Source organism: Pseudoalteromonas sp. S1727 (assembly GCF_005886375.1).
Lineage (GTDB): Bacteria > Pseudomonadota > Gammaproteobacteria > Enterobacterales > Alteromonadaceae > Pseudoalteromonas > Pseudoalteromonas haloplanktis.
Window position 1 is genome coordinate 1 of record NZ_PNDT01000080.1, and the last position, 18,739, is coordinate 18,739.

Here is an 18,739-nt window from a genome sequence, read left to right on the forward strand (position 1 = left end):
CATGAATCTGTCGCTATAAATGGTCAGTAACTTAACACGATTGGTATAAAGCTATTACTGAAGCCATAAAAAAAGCAAGCCAATTGGCTTGCTTTTTACATTTATAGACATGAAAGAATTAGACTTTTAAGTAGTCCATGATCCCTTCCGCGGCGTTACGCCCTTCAAAGATTGCGGTTACCACTAGATCAGAGCCACGCACAATATCACCGCCAGCAAAGATTTTAGGGTTGGTTGTTTGATGTGTAAACTCACCTTGCTCTGGTGCGTTAATTCCGCCCCAGTGGTTAATCTCTACATCATATTTTTCTAACCAGTCCATTTTGTGTGGTTTGAAACCAAATGCCATAAGTACTTGGTCGGCTTCAATGATATGCTCAGAGCCAGCAACTATCTCAGCACGACTACGGCCGTTTTCATCTGGCTCACCCATTTGGGTTTTAACCATTTTTACGCCCGCAACATGGCCAGCATCATTTAATACGATACCGGTTGGCTGCACGTTAAACGTAAATTCAACACCTTCTTCTTTGGCGTTTTTAACTTCACGTTTAGAGCCTGGCATGTTTTCTTCATCACGACGATACGCACAAGTTACTTTAGTGGCACCTTGACGAATTGAGGTTCGGACGCAGTCCATCGCGGTATCACCACCACCGAGTACAACTACCTTTTGGTTTGCCATATCAATATAAGCTTGATTTGACTCGTCATAGCCCATTACGCGGTTTGTGTTACCGATTAAAAACGGTAATGCATCATGAACACCTGGTGCATCTTCGTTTTCAAGGCCCGCACGCATACTTTGATAAGTCCCCACTCCCAAAAATACTGCGTCGTATTCTGCCAATATTTCATCCATCGTAATATCAACACCCACTTCAGTATTAAGTTTAAACTCAACACCCATTTCAGTGAAAATTTCACGACGTTTTTGCATTACTTCTTTTTCAAGTTTGAATGATGGAATACCAAAGGTTAATAGACCACCAATTTCCGGGTGACGGTCAAATACCACAGGTTTTACACCATTGCGTACCAAAATATCAGCACAACCTAGGCCTGCAGGCCCTGCACCAATAATGGCGACTTTTTTGTCTGTCCATACCACATAAGACATATCAGGCTTCCAGCCCATTTTAAATGCTGTATCGGTGATGTATTTTTCAATATTACCAATCGTTACTGCACCAAACTCTTCGTCTAATGTACATGAACCTTCACATAAACGGTCTTGCGGACAGACACGGCCACACACTTCAGGCAAGCTGTTCGTTCTATGTGATAACTCCGCCGCTTCAAGGATACGGCCAGTACGAATCAACTTTAACCACTGTGGAATATAGTTATGTACTGGGCATTTCCATTCACAATATGGGTTACCACAATCAAGACAACGATCCGCTTGCGAGTTTACTTGATTCTCTGAAAAGGGTTCGTAAATTTCAACAAATGACTTTTTACGTGCTGAAATCGGCTTTTTGCGGGGATCAACCCGCTGCACGTCTATAAATTGATATACATTCTCGCTCATACTACCCCCTTACTGTGCTTGAACACGAAGTTCAGCACTACTGCGAGCGCGATGCCCGAGTAAACTTTTTACATCACTTGATTTTGGCTTAACTAATTTGAATTTTGGTAAATAGCTTTCAAACTTAGCTAAAATGCTTTCTGCACGGCTTGAACCTGTAAGTTCTAAGTGCTCAGCAATAAGCCCACGTAGGTGCTCTTGGTGTGACGCTAACTCATCTAATAACACCACTTCAACTAACTCTGGATTAATGCGTTTTTCAAAATCATTGCGCTCATCCAAAATGTAGGCAAAACCACCAGTCATACCTGCACCAAAGTTCACACCGACATTACCCAGCACACACACTACGCCGCCAGTCATGTATTCACAGCCATTATCACCAACACCTTCAACAACTGCTTGTACGCCTGAGTTACGAACAGCAAAGCGCTCACCCGCACAACCTGCAGCAAATAATTTGCCGCCAGTTGCACCATATAAACAAGTATTACCTGCGATGGTTGCTTTATGACTCTTAAATGATGAACCCAATGGTGGGCGGATCACCAACTTGCCACCAGCCATGCCTTTACCAACGTAATCGTTCGCATCACCAACAAGGGTCATTTCAAGACCACCAGCATTCCATACTCCGAATGATTGCCCTGCTGTACCATGTAGTTCAATTGATACAGGATCTGCGGCCATGCCTTGGTTACCATGCTTATCAGCAATATAGCCAGAGAGCATTGCGCCCACTGAGCGGTCGGTATTACAAATACGGCTCACCAGTGAGATACCACTACTTTCATCAATTGCTTGCTGTGCTTTAGCTAATAACGTTTCGTTTAACTTACCTAAGTAATGCGACGAATTTGGCGCGCTGCAATACAAGGTTTCACCCGTTGGATTATTTGGCTGAGCAATCACTGACGATAAGTCAATTTTTTGCTGCTTAGCCGTTTTGCCTTCAATGGCTTCAAGTAAATCAAGACGACCAATTAAGTCGGTTAATCGAGCTACACCTAAGCTTGCCATGATCTCACGTGCTTCTTGAGCGATGAACTTAAAGTAGTTCATCGCCATCTCAGGAAGACCATGATAGTGCTTCTGACGTAATGTATCGTCTTGTGTTGCAACACCGGTTGCACAGTTATTTAAATGACAGATACGTAGATATTTACAGCCAAGTGCCACCATAGGTCCGGTACCAAAACCAAAGCTTTCAGCACCTAAAATCGCCGCTTTTATGATATCGAGACCGGTTTTTAAACCACCGTCTGTTTGCAAGCGAATACGATGGCGTAAGCCGTTTTCAACCAGTGCTTGCTGTGTTTCAGCAAGGCCAAGTTCCCACGGACTACCTGCGTATTTAACAGAGGTTAATGGGCTTGCACCTGTACCACCGTCATAGCCTGAAATCGTAATTAGATCGGCATAAGCTTTAGCAACACCGGTTGCGATTGTACCTACACCAGGCTCTGAAACCAGTTTCACTGAGATCAACGCTTTAGGATTAACTTGTTTTAAATCGAAAATTAGCTGAGCTAAATCTTCAATCGAATAAATATCGTGATGCGGTGGTGGTGAAATCAAAGTTACACCCGGTACCGAATAACGCAGTTTGGCAATGTACGGCGTGACTTTTTCACCCGGTAATTGGCCACCTTCGCCTGGTTTTGCACCTTGCGCTACTTTGATTTGAATTACATCTGCACTACGAAGATAATGCGGAGTTACACCAAACCGACCCGACGCAACTTGCTTGATACGCGAGTTTTTCTCAGTACCATAGCGTAGTTTATCTTCACCACCCTCACCTGAGTTTGAGCAACCGCCTAAACGGTTCATCGCAATTGCTAGTGCTTCGTGCGCCTCTGGTGATAATGCACCAATACTCATTGCTGCAGAGTCAAAACGCTTATATAGCTCAGTTGCAGGTTCAACGTCATCAATGCTGATACCTTCCGCAGGCAGTTTCAGTGCTAACATGTCACGCAATGTAGCGATTGGGCGTTTATTAACCAAATCAGCATATACACTGTAATCACTGTATTCACCTGAGCGAACTGCTTTTTGCAGTGTTTGAATAACATCAGGGTTATACGCGTGATATTCACCACCGTGAACATATTTTAATAAGCCGCCATGGCTCAGTAATTTACGCTTACTAAAAGCCAAGGTATGTAGTTTACGCTGGTCGTCATCAAAATCGGTAAAGCATGCGCCTTTAATACGGCTTGCAACACCATTAAAGCAGGTATCAACAATCGCATCAGATAAACCAACCGCCTCAAATAACATTGAACAACGATACGATGCCACGGTACTAATACCCATTTTTGACATGATCTTGTACAAGCCTTTATTGATGGCATTACGATAAGCAAGCGTAACTTCACAATAGCTTTTGTTAATCACTTTTGAATCACTCATTGCAACCAGTGATTCATAAGCTAAGTATGGGTAAATTGCTGTTGCACCGAAGCCAATTAAGACGGCAAATTGATGCGCATCACGCACACTACCGGTTTCAATAATGATGTTTGATTCACAACGTAAGTTATTATCAACAAGGCGTTTTTGTACAGCACCTACCGCCATAGCAGCAGGAATTGGTAATCTATCTTCGCTAAAGTTACGGTCGCTTAGAAACAGCATGACACAGCCACCAGCGGCTTTTTCTTGTGCTTCATCACAAATACGGGTTACCGCATCTGCCAAACCTTCTTCTTTACTGTACGTGATATCAATTTTACAGTAGCTGTAGTGCGCTTGGTCAGCACTAAGTAACTGTTGCATATCAGCATACATTAAAATTGGCGTATCAAACTGTAGGCGTTTTGCGTGGCCCGTAGTCTCATTAAATACGTTTTGTTCACTACCAATACACGTCGCTAATGACATAACATGGTTTTCACGCAGTGGGTCGATTGGTGGATTCGTTACTTGCGCAAACTTTTGGCGGAAGTAATCAAACAACGAGCGATTGCCCTCAGAAAGCACTGCAAATGGCGTATCATCACCCATTGAGCCTGTGGCTTCTTGGCCAATTTCACCCATTACACGAATAACGCTATCAAGCTCTTCATTAGTGTAACCAAACATTTTTTGGTATTTAAGCAATGTTTCATTATCAAATGAACGGTTGCCTGCATCTTGCTCTGATAACTGTTCAAATGGGGTTAAACGTTTAACATTGGCCTCAAGCCATGCTTTATAAGGATGGCGTGATTTTAAATCTTGGTCAATTTCATCTGAATGCCAAATTTTACCTTGTTGAGTATCAATAACTAATAACTCACCAGGACCCACACGGCCTTTTTCAACGACTTCATCAGCGGTGTAATCCCAAATACCCACCTCTGATGCTAATGTAATAAAACCATCTTGAGTGATCACATAACGCGCAGGACGTAAACCATTACGGTCTAAGTTACACGCTGCAAAGCGACCATCTGACATAACAATGCCCGCTGGACCATCCCAAGGCTCCATGTGCATTGAGTTAAAATCATAAAACGCGCGTAGGTCATCATCCATAGCACGGTTTTTCTGCCATGCAGGCGGCACAAGCATACGCATAGCGCGGAATAAATCCATGCCACCGGCTAAAAATAGCTCAAGCATATTATCAAGACTTGATGAATCCGAACCGGTTTCATTTACAAAAGGCGCGGCAGATTGTAAATCTGGAATAAGCGGCGATGCGAATTTATAAGAGCGCGCGCGTGCCCACTGACGGTTACCTTGAATTGTGTTGATCTCACCATTGTGCGCTAAATAACGGAACGGTTGAGCCAAAGGCCAACGTGGTTGCGTATTAGTTGAGAAACGTTGGTGGAAAACACATATTGCACTAGTCATGCGGATATCTGCTAAATCTAAGTAGAAGTTAGGCAGATCCACAGGCATCATTAAGCCTTTGTAGATAGTCACAAGACCCGATAAGCTAGCAATGTAAAAGCCTTCATCGCTGCTCAAACGTTTTTCAGCACGACGACGCGCAACATACAAGCGACGTTCTAAATCTTTTGGACGCCAGCCTTCAGGTGCATTTACAAAAATTTGCTCAAAACCTGGCAATTGCTTTTTCGCAATAGGTCCTAGGCACGATGGATCTGTAGGTACAACACGCCAACCTTGAATATTGAGGGTTTCTTTTTCGAGTTCTTCACTCAATATATCTTTTGCTGTTTGCGCAAGTACTGGATCTGAATTTAAGAAAATCATACCTACGGCATAATTTTTACCCAAGTGCCAATTATTCTCGCTGGCGATTGCACGAAAAAAGCTATCTGGTTTTTGTAATAATAAACCACAGCCATCGCCTGTTTTACCGTCGGCAGAAATACCACCACGGTGTTCCATACGGTCTAAGCCCGTGATCGCTGTACGAATTAAGCGATGACTTGCTTGACCATTGACTTGGGCAATTAAGCCAAAGCCACAATTATCTTTTTCTAATTTTGAGTCGTATAACATAGACCCCTCCCCTTGCTACAACAGCTAGCTATGAATGACCTTTTTGACGGTGTGCTAGCAGACAGTCAAAACTATCGCCAATTATACATAGAGTCAATAGCATTTTGAATACATATTCACATTCTTGAATATTTCTCACTACAAAACAATCTTTTTATTTCATCTTAATTTTTAACAATTAGCGGTAATTCAGCCATTATTTTTTTATGACACTGGTGTCATATTTAACAAGTTGTAAAAAAGCCCCCACAGCAATGCTGCAGTTTACGTCAACGTAAACACACTCAAAAGTGAATATTTATTCATTAAACTGCGTTATGTGCATTTTATCTATATTGTTATTTATTATCGTTTTCTGTATGCGTGAATCGTTATCCACAATCAACTTAGAGTAAAAGCTTAAACTAACTTGTTTTTAATCCCCGTTGAGAATTAGCAAAGTAATGCATAACTATCAATAAAAATAAGCATAATTGCATAAATTACCCATTCCAGTTTTATGTAATCAGTGAGTCGCTTTCCCTAAACGGAAAGCGATTGAGAATAACTGTCCGCCGCGGACACTTGATCTGTCCACGGACACATTTATTTCTCGATAAAAAGATAAGCAATTGAAAATTAATGAATTAATTGTTGGCACGATATTCGAATAAACAGTACAAGTTAATTACAGGACACTCTTTATGTTTATTCTCAGTCTATTTTTAGTTTCACCTATCACTGTATTTGCAGTGACTTTGATGATCACTTATTTCGAAGATAAACATATTTAAGGATCACCCATGATAAAAGATACCAGTGCACAAGATACTAGCGTGACACCTAAACGCAGTTATAAAAAGCCCATCACCCTTGTTGTACTAACACTGGCCATTATTGCTTTGTGTGCCCAAGCGTTTATGGGTAGTAACTCAGGCAGTATTTCTGTTGATCGGGCTTCATTACAGATCGCAACAGTTAATATGAGCCGTCTAGTTCGTGATGTTGCTGCCAGCGGTAAAATTGTCGCTGCAACCGCCCCTAAAGTGTATAGCCCACAACGTGGCTACGTTGATTTACTGGTAAAAGCTGGGGATCAAGTTAACCAAGGTGATACTATCGCGCTAGTCGAAAGCCCAGAATTGACCAACGAATTAAAACAACAACTATCTGTATTAGCACGTCTTGATGGCGAGTTACAGCGTAAGCATTTAGAAGCGCGTCGCCAAAAACTTAGCCTAACAAAGACATTAGAACTTGCCCAAGTAGAACTTAATGCAGCAGACAGAGAAAACCGCCGTGCTAAGCTTTCTATCGAAAAAAACTTGATCAGCCAGATTGATTTAGAAAAAGCAGTCGATGATCTCGCTCGTGCCAAACTTTCTTATAAACACGCTCAACAAGAAGTGACACTTGCAAAAGATACCCTTGCATTTGAGCTCAAAGCAGCAGAGCGTGATCTTGCTCGTCAACAATTGATTGTGGATGACTTAAACCGCCAAGTTAGCAACTTAACAATTAAAGCCAGCGTCAACGGTATTGTTGGTAACTTACTGGTGCAACAAAAAGAAGCTGTAACGCAAAGTCAACCTTTGATGACTTTGGTTGATTTAAGTAACTTTGAAGCACAACTGCAAGTACCTGAAAGTTATGCCAATGAGCTAGGACTCGGAATGGAAGTTGAGCTAACACTTGGGGCAAAAAAAGTGACCGGTGTGTTATCGGCAATTTCACCTGAAGTTAATAATCGTGAAGTGACCACTCGAGTGCGCTTTGATAAAGAGCTCGAAGGTATTCGCCAAAACCAACGCTTAACGGCACGGATTTTATTAGAAAACCGTGATGACGTATTGCAAGTAAAACGCGGGGCATTCATGCAGCAAGGTGGTACACAAGCTTACAAAGTCATCGGCGATACCGCGCAACTGGTAAAAATCACAACCGGTGCAAGCAGTATCAACGCAATAGAATTGCTACAAGGTGTCAGCCCCGGTGATCAACTGATCATATCCAGTTACGACAACTTTAAACAAGCACCAACATTATTACTTAGATAAGAACAACTATATTACAAGGAGCAACTCATGCTTAAGATGAATAACATCAGCAAGCTGTACCAAACAGAAATGGTACAAACTCATGCATTACGTGACTTTAATTTACACGTAGAAGAAGGCGAGTTCATTGCAGTAACCGGTCCTAGCGGCTCAGGAAAAACCACCTTTTTAAACATCGCAGGTATGTTAGAGCCTTTTAGTAGTGGTCAATATCTACTTGATGGCATTGATGTCGGTAAACTCAATGACAATCAACGCGCCGACGTTCGTAACCAAAAAATTGGCTTTATTTTCCAAGGTTTTAACCTTATTCCTGATTTAAATTTATACGAGAATATTGAAGTACCACTGCGCTATAGAGGCATTAAAGCCAATGAGCGTAAACGCCGCATAGAGCAATGTTTAGAGCAGGTAGGTTTAGCCTCACGTGCCAAGCACTTGCCGCAGCAATTATCAGGTGGTCAACAACAACGAGTCGCGATTGCTCGCGCCCTTGCTGGTAAGCCGCGCTTTTTACTTGCCGATGAACCAACCGGTAACCTCGACAGCCTAATGGCCCGTCAAGTGATGGAGTTACTTGAGCAAATTAATCGTGACGGCGCGACCATCATTATGGTGACCCATGATCCAGAACTTGCACGTCGCGCACCGCGTAACATTCAGGTAGTCGATGGGCAACTAGCCGACTTTACCTTATACCAAGGGGCACAAACCCTTAAAAATGTGGCTGGGGTGTAACTTATGCTATTACATTACCTCGATTTAAGTTGGCGTAGTTTTAAGCGCACCCCGTTAGTGAGCTTTTTAATGGTGCTGGCGATTGCCATCGGGATTGGTGTAACCATGACCAGTTTAAGCGTTTATCACATGATGTCGGCGGATCCTATTCCACATAAAAGCAGTCAACTGTTTAGTGTGCAACTGCAAATAATGGATGACGGTCATACGTGGTGGACAGACGACAATCTCCCCATGCAACTGACCTATCAAGATGCTACCAATTTATATCGTGCTAATACTGAAGGTAAACGTTTAAGTATGCTACGCAGTGGCTTTTCTGTGTACACCGACTCAGACACTGTTAAGCCTTTTAGTAAAAGTGCACGAATGACTACCCCTGAATTTTTTGAGATGTTTCAACTTGAGTTCTTGTACGGTAATAAGTGGTCACAACAGCAAGAAGAAAACGCCGCCCCTGTCGTAGTAATAAGTGAAGAACTGAATGAAAGACTATTCGCTGGTAAAAACTCTGTCGGCAAGATTCTTTACCTTGATAACGAAAGTTATGAAGTCATCGGCGTCACAAAAAGTTGGCCATTAGTGGTTAAATACTACGATTTAAATAATGGCGTTTTTAACGAACCTGAAAGCATGTTCTTACCATTTAGCCTTGTAGAAGCAAGAGAATTTGGCAACTGGGGGAACACCAATGGCTGGAAACATGAAGACGTTAGAAGCTTTAAAGCTAAGTTACAATCAGAAATGGTGTGGGTTCAATTTTGGGTAGAACTAAACGATGCACAACAAAAGCAAGAATACGAAAACTTTTTAATGGCTTACATGGAAGAACAACAAAAGCATGGCCGTTTCAATCGTAAAGAGCTTACTTATAGCTTACGAGATGTTAACCAATGGATGCAGTACAACAAAGTCGTCAGTGAAGACAACAAAATCTTAGTTGCCTTGAGCTTCATGTTTTTAGCTGTTTGTTTAGCTAATATCCTTGGCTTACTATTAGCTAAATTTTTGCGCAGAGCATCAGAGGTAGGTGTCCGCCGTGCACTAGGTGCCAGTAAACGACAAGTCTTTTTACAACACCTTGTTGAAGTGGCTATGCTTGGTTGTTTTGGTGGCTTAGTCGGTATAGTACTTGCTCAATTAGGGCTCTGGGGTGTTCGTCAAAGCTATGATTACTATTCAGCAATCGCCACAATGGATTTCACCATGTTACTCAGTGCACCTGTTATTGCAATTACAACATGTATTGTAGCGGGGCTTTACCCTGCGTGGTTAGTCTGTAAAACCAACCCGACAATTTACCTCAAGAGCCAATAGGTGCACATTATGTTAGAAATAAAACCAATTTTTCACGCACTATGCCGCTCAAAAATAGGTGCCATATTGTTATTACTGCAAATAGCTATTACCACCGCGATTGTCAGTAATGCCGCATTTATAATCGAAGATAAAGTCAGCTACTTAAGCCAGGAAACCGGCTATCCTGAAGACGAAATATTTTCGTTTCATGTAATGTTGTTTGGTAATGATGTCGAAAGTCACCAGCAATTTGAGCTAGACGAAACGATGTTACGTGGACTACCCAACGTAATTGATGCAGCCTATATTAGTAATACACCACTTTCTGGTAGCGGCAGTTCGTCTGACTTTAGTATTAACCCTGCCCCAGAACCTGGGCTTTCCGCCAGAACAGCATATTTTTTTACCGATGACCATGCGCTAAACACATTAGGACTTGAACTTGCATCTGGACGTAATTTTAACGAAAGTGAAGTCATTGTTACTGATAATAATGAGCAACGCGCCAATGTGACCATTATTACCCAAACATTAGCCGATGAGTTATTTTCTGATACTGACGCTTTGGGAAAAACAGTCTATTTAGGCGATATCGCCCTTAAAATAGTGGGTATTATCAAAAAAGCAAAAGGCCCTTGGATGAAAGATAGCCGCCCTGATAATGTCGCTTTGATCCCTTATATTAATCCAAATATTTCGGGCAACTTTATTGTTCGAACCGATGTTAAGCAACGTGCACAACTGGCCAGTACAATTGAAGATGAAATGCTAAAAAGTTATGACAAGCGTGTGATTATTCGCGTACGAGGCTTAGATGAAGCCAAAGAAAATTACATGGCGCAAGATACGTTAATGATGCGTATGCTAATTGTATTAATCACTATTTTAGTATTAGTCACCGCGCTGGGGATTTTTGGTTTAACTTTATTTAATATCAGCAAACGCACCAAGCAAATCGGTACTCGCCGTGCATTAGGCGCTAGAAAGTCAGCCATCATTAACTACTTTTTAGTGGAAAATGCGATGATTTGCACTGCAGGCCTAATACTCGGTGTAATAGCTGCACTATTGCTCGGGCAACTTTTAATGCAGCACTTTTCAATTGCTGCACTACCACCTAGCTATATTGCCGGCACCGCACTTATGGTGTTTGTAATGAGCTTACTTGCGGTATTTGGCCCAGCAAAACGTGCCGCCAACATATCACCAAGTATTGCCACACGAAGCATATAAAGCATTTCCTAAGCTATGCTACACTGAGATAATTCGGTGTAGCATTTTCATAAAACCATTATCTAATAAAAATAAACAGCGATTAAATTCACATGGAAAAAATACTTATTGTCGATGACAATCCCGCTATTTTAGAAGCCTTGTCATTACTATTAGAAATTCATGACTATCAGGTGGTCACGGCAAAAACCCCGCTTGAAGCGTTACAAATAGTGCAATATCAACGTATCTCACTCGTTATCCAAGATATGAATTTTAGTAATGACACCACCTCAGGTGAAGAAGGCAAGGTGTTATTTTACCAATTACGAAAACTTAACCCACTCTTACCGATTATTTTGATCACCGCGTGGACAGAACTTGCAACAGCAGTTGAACTGGTTAAAGCCGGTGCCGCCGATTATTTACCCAAGCCTTGGGACGATAGCAAATTACTGATCTGTGTAAATAACCTAATCGAGCTTGGCCATACAAAACAACAAAATGCCACTTATGCTCGCCACCAGCAAGAACGCACAGCCAGTTTAGCCGATGCCGATTTAGTTGGTTTGGTTTATCAAAGTACCGCAATGGAAAAAGTGCTCAATATGGCAATCCAAGTGGCAAAATCAGATGTATCTGTGCTGATCACTGGCGCAAATGGGAGTGGCAAAGAGCGCATTGCACAGATTATCCAAGCTAACTCTCATTTAAAGCATGCGCCATTTTTAACCATTAATGCCGGTGCCCTGCCCCAGGATTTAATTGAAGCTGAGTTATTCGGTGCTGAAGCTGGGGCGTACACTGGTATCACCAAACAACGAATTGGCCGCTTTGAAGCCGCCGATGGCGGCACACTATTTTTAGATGAAATAGGTAACTTACCGTTATCTGGACAAATGAAGTTATTACGCGTTTTGCAAACCGGTGAGTTTGAGCGACTCGGCTCAACAAAAACACAACAAGTAAATGTTCGGGTTATTTCCGCCACCAATGAAGACTTAAAAGCGGCTATTCGTGCCGGACGCTTTCGTGAAGATTTATATTATCGTCTCAATGTCATTGAGCTCAATTTACCAAATTTAGCACAGCGCCCTGACGATATTTTAACACTTGCCAAACATTTTCTAGGTGATCGAGAGCTATCAATTGCGATCGAACAAGGTTTACTTGCACACCCATGGCCTGGCAATGTTCGTGAGCTTGAAAATGCCTGTAAACGTGTTGCGGTACTCAAACCAGATGGTGATATTACCCTTGATGATTTCGCCCTGCAATCGCTCACTAGCCACGCTCAGCCGACAAAACAAGAACCCACAAAATTAGCTTTAGAAGAAGCAATGCGTGAGCATCAAGGTGTTATCGCCAAAGTAGCTCGCCAGTTTGGTTTAAGTCGTCAGGCATTGTACCGACGTTTACAAAAATTTGAGATCGATTATTGATGCAAAGCAATAAATTCTTTTTATCTATCACCACCAAGCTTATGTTGTTATGTAACATATCAGCCATTATTCCGGTTTGGATAATCAGTTGGTTAACACAGTTAGACTGGCTTTTAATTGGTGTAAATACACTTTTGACTGTGCTGATAGCCAGTTATGTGTCATTTCGGCTCTGTCGCTCCACAGTGCAAGGTATGCACTCGTTAGAAACAGGATTACTTAACCTTAAAGATGGTGAACTAACCACTCAACTTGCCTATAACAACAATGATGAATTAGGCCGATTGTGTCAGCTGTATAATCAAAGTGCAAAGCAACTACGCCAAGAAAAACAATGGATTTATCAACGCGAGTTAATGCTTGATAAAGTGCTGCAAAGTTCACCGCAAGCCGTCCTTTTAAAAAATGATAAAGGCTTTATTGTTTACAGTAACTACAGTGCTCGGGATCTTTTTAACGCGAAAACGGCCCTTGAAGGCAGTCAATTTGAGCAATTACTTACTAATGCTCACCCACAATTAAGCCAAGCATTACAGCGTGGTAGTGATGGTTTATTTACTCTAGAAGCAGAGAATCAAGAAGCCCAAGCATGGCATTTATCAACAGGTAAATTATTGCTAAATAATCAATATCATTATTTATATGTATTTAAACAATTGACTCGAGAACTGAGTCGTCAAGAAGTTGAGGTGTGGAAAAAAGTCATTCGTATTATTAGTCATGAGCTCAATAACTCGCTTGGCCCCATGTCATCAATGTTACACAGCGGCCAGTTACTCAGTGAAAACCTGAACGAACCAAGGCTTAAGCGGGTTTTTGAAACCATCTCAGAGCGTATCAAACACCTTAATGAGTTTGTCCAAGGCTATGGTAAGTTTGCAAAATTACCAACACCACAAGTCATTACACTTGATTGGCCAGTATTACTGGAACAATTACAGCGCCAATGGCAGTTTATACTCGAAATAAACAAAGATGTAACCACGCTTGCTGATCCAACTCAAATAGAACAGTTATTGATCAACTTACTCAAAAATGCCCACGAATCTGGCTCTGCCCCCGAGCAGGTGAGCGTCTGTATTTCACAAGATACCAAAGGTACCCATATCAGCGTAAGTGATCAAGGTAAAGGTATGAGTGAGCAAGTAATGGCAAATGCTTTGATCCCATTTTATTCAACCAAAGTAACGGGTAGCGGCTTAGGACTTGCGTTATGCCGTGAAATAGTTGAAGCACACCATGGTCAAATTAGCTTACATAATCGTAACAGTGGCGGGCTTAATATCCATGTAATTTTGCCTAGTGTGTGAACAGTCTTATAAAATGCCACAAAAAAGCCGCTACTAAGCGGCTTTTCACTAAATTAGCATAAAGCACAAAAATTATTCGGCATCAGCTTCTTTATATTTGGCTGCAGTTTCTGTGATCAGTGGTTGTAATTCACCACGTTGAAACATTTCAATAATGATATCACAGCCACCAATTAACTCACCTTCCACCCACAACTGAGGGAATGTTGGCCAATTAGCGTAAGCAGGAAGTTCGGCACGGATATCTGGGTTGAGTAAAATGTCAACATAAGCAAACGGCTCACCGCATGACATAAGTGCTTGAGACGCTTGTGAAGAAAAACCACAATTTGGTAGTTTAGGCGAGCCTTTCATATAAAGGATAATTGGATTTTCAGAAATCTGTTGTTTAATTTTATCAATGGTTTCCATCTACAACCTCAAAAGTGACGATAGCTGAACATATCAAGGCTTGAAAAATTTTCATTTAGCCTCATATATGTGTCTTAAAGTGGGCAAATATAGCCGCAATCTAAATAGTCTTGCATTTGCACTGCTGTTTAGCATTGCTGTTTGCTAAAACTTGAGTAAAATACTCAACAATTATAGTAACACTATAATCCCATTTGGTATAGGCAACTACTCTGTTTGAACAGGTATTACCTATTACTATTTGGACTATCAACCAAAAGAAGATGGAGATAAAAAATGGCATTTGAACTACCGTCACTACCATATGCAATTAACGCACTTGAGCCACATATTTCACAAGAAACACTCGAGTTTCACCACGGCAAACACCACAATACATACGTTGTAAAACTTAACGGTTTAGTAGGTGGTACTGAATTCGAAAATAAAACACTTGAAGAAGTAGTTTGCTCTTCAGAAGGTGGTGTATTTAACAATGCAGCACAGATCTGGAACCACACTTTCTACTGGAACAGCTTATCTCCAAATGGCGGTGGCGCAGCAACGGGCGCGGTTGCAGATGCTATCAATGCTAAATGGGGTTCGTTTGAAGCATTCCAAGCAGCTTTTGATGACAAAGCAGTTAACAACTTCGGTTCAAGCTGGACTTGGTTAGTTAAATTAGCAGATGGTTCTTTAGACATCGTTAATACGTCTAACGCTGCAACACCACTAACACAAGAAGGTGTAACACCGATCCTAACAGTGGATCTGTGGGAACATGCTTACTACATCGATTTCCGTAACGTTCGTCCAGATTACTTAAAAGCTTTCTGGTCGCTTGTTAACTGGGAATTCGCGAACGCTAACTTCGCATAATTAATTGCTCGATTCGAGCAAGCTTAATTTAAAAGACGCTACGGCGTCTTTTTTATTTTCTAACATAAATTTTTAATTTTATTGCACAAAAATCTAAATTCATGACTAAGCTTTAAATAACCTTTGCTACTTTTTAAATTTGTAAGCACCTAGTTTAAGCAGGTTTTTGGAGGTCTCCATGAGTATTTTTGAGCATTACCAAGCACGATACGAAGCGGCACAAGAAGAAGAGTACAGTATCGCTGAGTTCTTAGAAATTTGTAAAACTGATAAATCGGCTTACGCCAGTGCACCTGAACGATTATTAACTGCCATTGGCGAACCCGAAATGATCGACACATCCAAAGATGCCCGTTTAAGTCGGTTATTTTCAAATCGAGTAGTTGCCCGCTACCCCGCTTTTAATGACTTTTACGGTATGGAGGATGCCATTGAGCAAATCGTATCCTACCTAAAACATGCGGCACAAGGCCTTGAAGAGTGCAAACAAGTGCTCTACTTACTTGGCCCCGTTGGTGGTGGCAAGTCTTCCATTGCCGAAAAGCTTAAGTATTTAATGCAACAAGTGCCTATTTATTCAATTAAAGGGTCGCCTGTTAATGACCACCCACTGTCGTTATTTGATCCAAATGAAGACGCAGAACTGATGGAAAAAGAATACGGCATTAAACCCCGTTATTTAAAAACCATCATGTCGCCGTGGGCCACTAAACGCTTATCTGAGTTTAATGGTGATATTAGCCAATTCAAGGTAGTTAAACGCTATCCCTCTATCTTGAACCAAATAGCCATCGCAAAAACTGAGCCAGGGGATGAAAACAATCAAGATATTTCTGCACTGGTTGGTAAAGTAGATATTCGCAAATTAGAGCACTACGCTCAAAATGATGCGGATGCGTATGCTTATTCAGGTTCATTATGCCTTGCTAATCAAGGTTTAATGGAGTTTGTTGAAATGTTTAAAGCACCAATCAAAGTCTTACACCCATTATTAACAGCCACCCAAGAAGGCAACTATAATGGCACAGAAGGGATCAGCGCACTGCCCTTCAGCGGGATGATTTTGGCCCACTCAAATGAATCAGAGTGGCAAACGTTTAAAAACAACAAAAACAATGAAGCATTTTTAGACCGAGTATATATCGTCAAAGTACCTTATTGCTTACGCGTTTCAGAAGAAGTGAAAATTTACGATAAACTATTAGAACACAGTGAATTATATAATGCCCCGTGTGCTCCTGGAACACTGGAAACATTGGCAAAATTCACTACTTTGTCGCGCTTAAAAGATCCAGAAAATTCCAGTATCTACTCAAAAATGCGGGTCTATGATGGTGAAAGCTTAAAAGACACCGATCCAAAAGCAAAGTCTTACCAAGAGTATCGTGATTACGCTGGTGTTGATGAGGGCATGACTGGGCTTTCAACCCGCTTTGCGTTTAAAATTTTATCGCGCGTATTTAACTTTGATACCCTTGAAGTTGCCGCTAACCCAGTGCATTTGTTCTACGTGTTAGAACAGCAAATTGAGCGCGAACAATTCTCAGCCGACGTGGAAGAACGTTATTTGAGTCATTTAAAAGGCTATTTAATTCCGCAATATGTCGAGTTTATTGGTAAAGAATTACAAACTGCGTACTTAGAGTCTTACTCTGAGTACGGGCAAAACATTTTTGACCGTTACGTCACTTATGCCGACTTTTGGATCCAAGACCAAGAGTATCGCGATCCGGATACTGGCCAACTATTTAACCGTGAGGCACTCAATGCTGAACTTGAAAAAATTGAAAAGCCAGCGGGTATTTCAAATCCAAAAGACTTCCGCAATGAAATAGTCAACTTTGTACTTCGAGCGCGAGCGCACAACAACGGAAAAAACCCTCTGTGGACCAGCTACGAAAAACTACGCACTGTGATTGAGAAAAAAATGTTCTCAAACACAGAAGATCTATTGCCGGTTATTTCTTTCAACGCGAAAACATCCGCAGAAGATCAGAAAAAACACGAGGATTTTGTTAATCGCATGGTAGAAAAAGGCTATACCCAAAAACAAGTACGTTTGTTATCTGAGTGGTATTTACGAGTGCGTAAATCACAATAACAATCAAACTGAAGTATTTTAGGGGGCTTTATGGCGCATTTTATAGACCGTCGCCTGAACGGTAAGAATAAGAGCACGTTAAATCGTCAACGTTTTATCAGGCGCTATAAAAAACAAATAAAAGAGGCGGTATCCGATGCGATAAATAAGCGTAGCGTCACTGATACCAGTAGTGGAGAAAGTATCACAATCCCACAGCGGGATATCAGTGAGCCAACTTTTCATCAAGGAAAAGGCGGTAACCGTGAACAAATACATCCGGGGAATGATCAATTTTCCACCGGGGATAAAATTAAACGCCCGCAAGGGGGGCAAGGCAGTGGTGGCGCGGGCGAAGGTGAAGCGAGTGATTCCGGTGAAGGCCAGGATGATTTTGTATTCTCAATATCTAAAGACGAGTACTTAGATTTACTGTTTGAAGATTTAGAGCTGCCTAATTTACAACAGAACCAGTTAGATAAGCTGGTGCAAATGAAGACCCATCGCGCTGGTTTTTGCAGTGATGGCATGCCAAGTAACATTGATATAGTGCGCTCTTTACAAGGTTCATTGGCAAGGCGTGTAGCAATGACTGCCGGTAAAAAGCGGCAATTGGCTGAATTACAGATGCAACTAGCTTTATTAATGGCTGAGGGCAAACCAGATATCGCCGCCATTGCTTTACTTGAGCAAGAAATTGCTGCATTACAAAAGCGTATAGACGCAGTTCCGTTTATTGACAACTACGACCTGCGTTTTCGTAATTATGAAAAGCAGCCACACCCAACGAGTAAAGCAGTGATGTTTTGTATTATGGATGTCTCAGGCTCAATGGACCAAGCAACTAAAGATATGGCAAAGCGCTTTTATATATTGCTTTATCAATTTTTAACGCGCAGTTACAAAGATATTGAAGTGGTGTATATCCGCCATCACACCCAAGCTAAAGAAGTGGATGAGCAAGAGTTTTTCTATTCTCAAGAAACAGGGGGCACAATTGTATCTAGTGCACTTAAACTAATGCATGAAATCATACAAGAGCGCTATAACGCAGGTGAGTGGAATGTCTATGCTGCGCAAGCGTCTGATGGCGACAATTGGGCTGATGACTCACCGCAATGCGGTGAAATTTTGCGTAACAAGCTCTTAAAAGATGTGCGTTACTACGCCTACATTGAGATCACTACCCGAGCTCATCAAAGTCTATGGCGTGAATACCAAAATATTTGTCAAACTCATGACAATTTTGCTATCCAACACATTCGTAATGTTGAGGATATTTACCCTATTTTCCGTGAGCTATTTAAAAAGAGTCGTCAACACCAAGGTGCAGCATAAGTTGCACAGCGAGG

General features: G+C 41.5%; 12 protein-coding genes. 9 read left to right on the forward strand and 3 right to left on the reverse strand.

The genetic code is table 11. The annotated features are described in order from the left end of the window. Window positions 1-118: 118 nt before the first annotated feature. Together CWB85_RS16500 and gltB are read right to left on the reverse strand one after the other, a co-directional pair. A complete protein-coding gene (locus CWB85_RS16500; RefSeq protein WP_016709208.1) occupies window positions 119-1,534 on the reverse strand; it encodes a glutamate synthase small subunit GltD family protein in 1,416 nt (471 codons plus the stop codon). A gap of 9 nt (window positions 1,535-1,543) precedes the next feature. Beyond that, complete coding sequence (gltB, locus tag CWB85_RS16505; RefSeq protein ID WP_016709207.1) at window positions 1,544-6,001, reverse strand: glutamate synthase large subunit; 4,458 nt, start codon at window positions 5,999-6,001, stop codon at window positions 1,544-1,546. Between the two features lie 782 nt (window positions 6,002-6,783). On the opposite strand from gltB, the gene CWB85_RS16510 reads away from it, so the two are divergent. The 6 genes from CWB85_RS16510 (at window position 6,784) to CWB85_RS16535 (ending at window position 14,038) form a co-directional block, all read left to right on the forward strand. Beyond that, complete coding sequence (locus CWB85_RS16510) at window positions 6,784-8,037, forward strand: efflux RND transporter periplasmic adaptor subunit (protein WP_138555478.1); 1,254 nt, start codon at window positions 6,784-6,786, stop codon at window positions 8,035-8,037. Window positions 8,038-8,064: 27 nt separating this feature from the next. After that, window positions 8,065-8,775: an ABC transporter ATP-binding protein gene (locus CWB85_RS16515; RefSeq protein ID WP_016709205.1), complete on the forward strand. Its 711-nt coding sequence runs from the start codon at window positions 8,065-8,067 to the stop codon at window positions 8,773-8,775. A gap of 3 nt (window positions 8,776-8,778) precedes the next feature. Continuing rightward, entirely contained in the window at window positions 8,779-10,092 is a 1,314-nt protein-coding gene (locus tag CWB85_RS16520) for an ABC transporter permease (protein ID WP_138555479.1), read from the forward strand. 9 nt (window positions 10,093-10,101) lie between these two features. Beyond that, window positions 10,102-11,307, forward strand: a complete 1,206-nt coding sequence (locus CWB85_RS16525; protein WP_138555480.1) for an ABC transporter permease — start codon at window positions 10,102-10,104, stop codon at window positions 11,305-11,307. Window positions 11,308-11,399: 92 nt separating this feature from the next. Then, entirely contained in the window at window positions 11,400-12,728 is a 1,329-nt protein-coding gene (locus CWB85_RS16530) for a sigma-54-dependent transcriptional regulator (RefSeq protein ID WP_138555481.1), read from the forward strand. After that, window positions 12,728-14,038 (forward strand): sensor histidine kinase, encoded by a 1,311-nt coding sequence (locus CWB85_RS16535; RefSeq protein ID WP_138555482.1) that lies wholly within the window; start codon window positions 12,728-12,730, stop codon window positions 14,036-14,038. Before CWB85_RS16530 ends, CWB85_RS16535 begins: the two co-directional genes overlap by 1 nt. Before the next feature lie 72 nt (window positions 14,039-14,110). Here the strand turns inward: CWB85_RS16535 and CWB85_RS16540 are convergent, their stop codons facing one another. Next, complete coding sequence (locus CWB85_RS16540) at window positions 14,111-14,449, reverse strand: Grx4 family monothiol glutaredoxin (protein ID WP_016709200.1); 339 nt, start codon at window positions 14,447-14,449, stop codon at window positions 14,111-14,113. Window positions 14,450-14,725: 276 nt separating this feature from the next. Between CWB85_RS16540 and CWB85_RS16545 the strand changes: the two genes are divergently transcribed. From CWB85_RS16545 to CWB85_RS16555, 3 genes are all read left to right on the forward strand, one after another. Beyond that, a complete protein-coding gene (locus tag CWB85_RS16545; protein ID WP_016709199.1) occupies window positions 14,726-15,307 on the forward strand; it encodes a Fe-Mn family superoxide dismutase in 582 nt (193 codons plus the stop codon). A gap of 178 nt (window positions 15,308-15,485) precedes the next feature. Further along, the gene (locus CWB85_RS16550; RefSeq protein ID WP_016709198.1) at window positions 15,486-17,408 is read left to right on the forward strand and encodes a PrkA family serine protein kinase; all 1,923 of its coding nucleotides are present in this window, start codon (window positions 15,486-15,488) and stop codon (window positions 17,406-17,408) included. A 30-nt stretch (window positions 17,409-17,438) separates the two neighbouring features. Further along, a complete protein-coding gene (locus tag CWB85_RS16555; RefSeq protein ID WP_016709197.1) occupies window positions 17,439-18,725 on the forward strand; it encodes a YeaH/YhbH family protein in 1,287 nt (428 codons plus the stop codon). The last annotated feature ends 14 nt before the right edge of the window (window positions 18,726-18,739 follow it).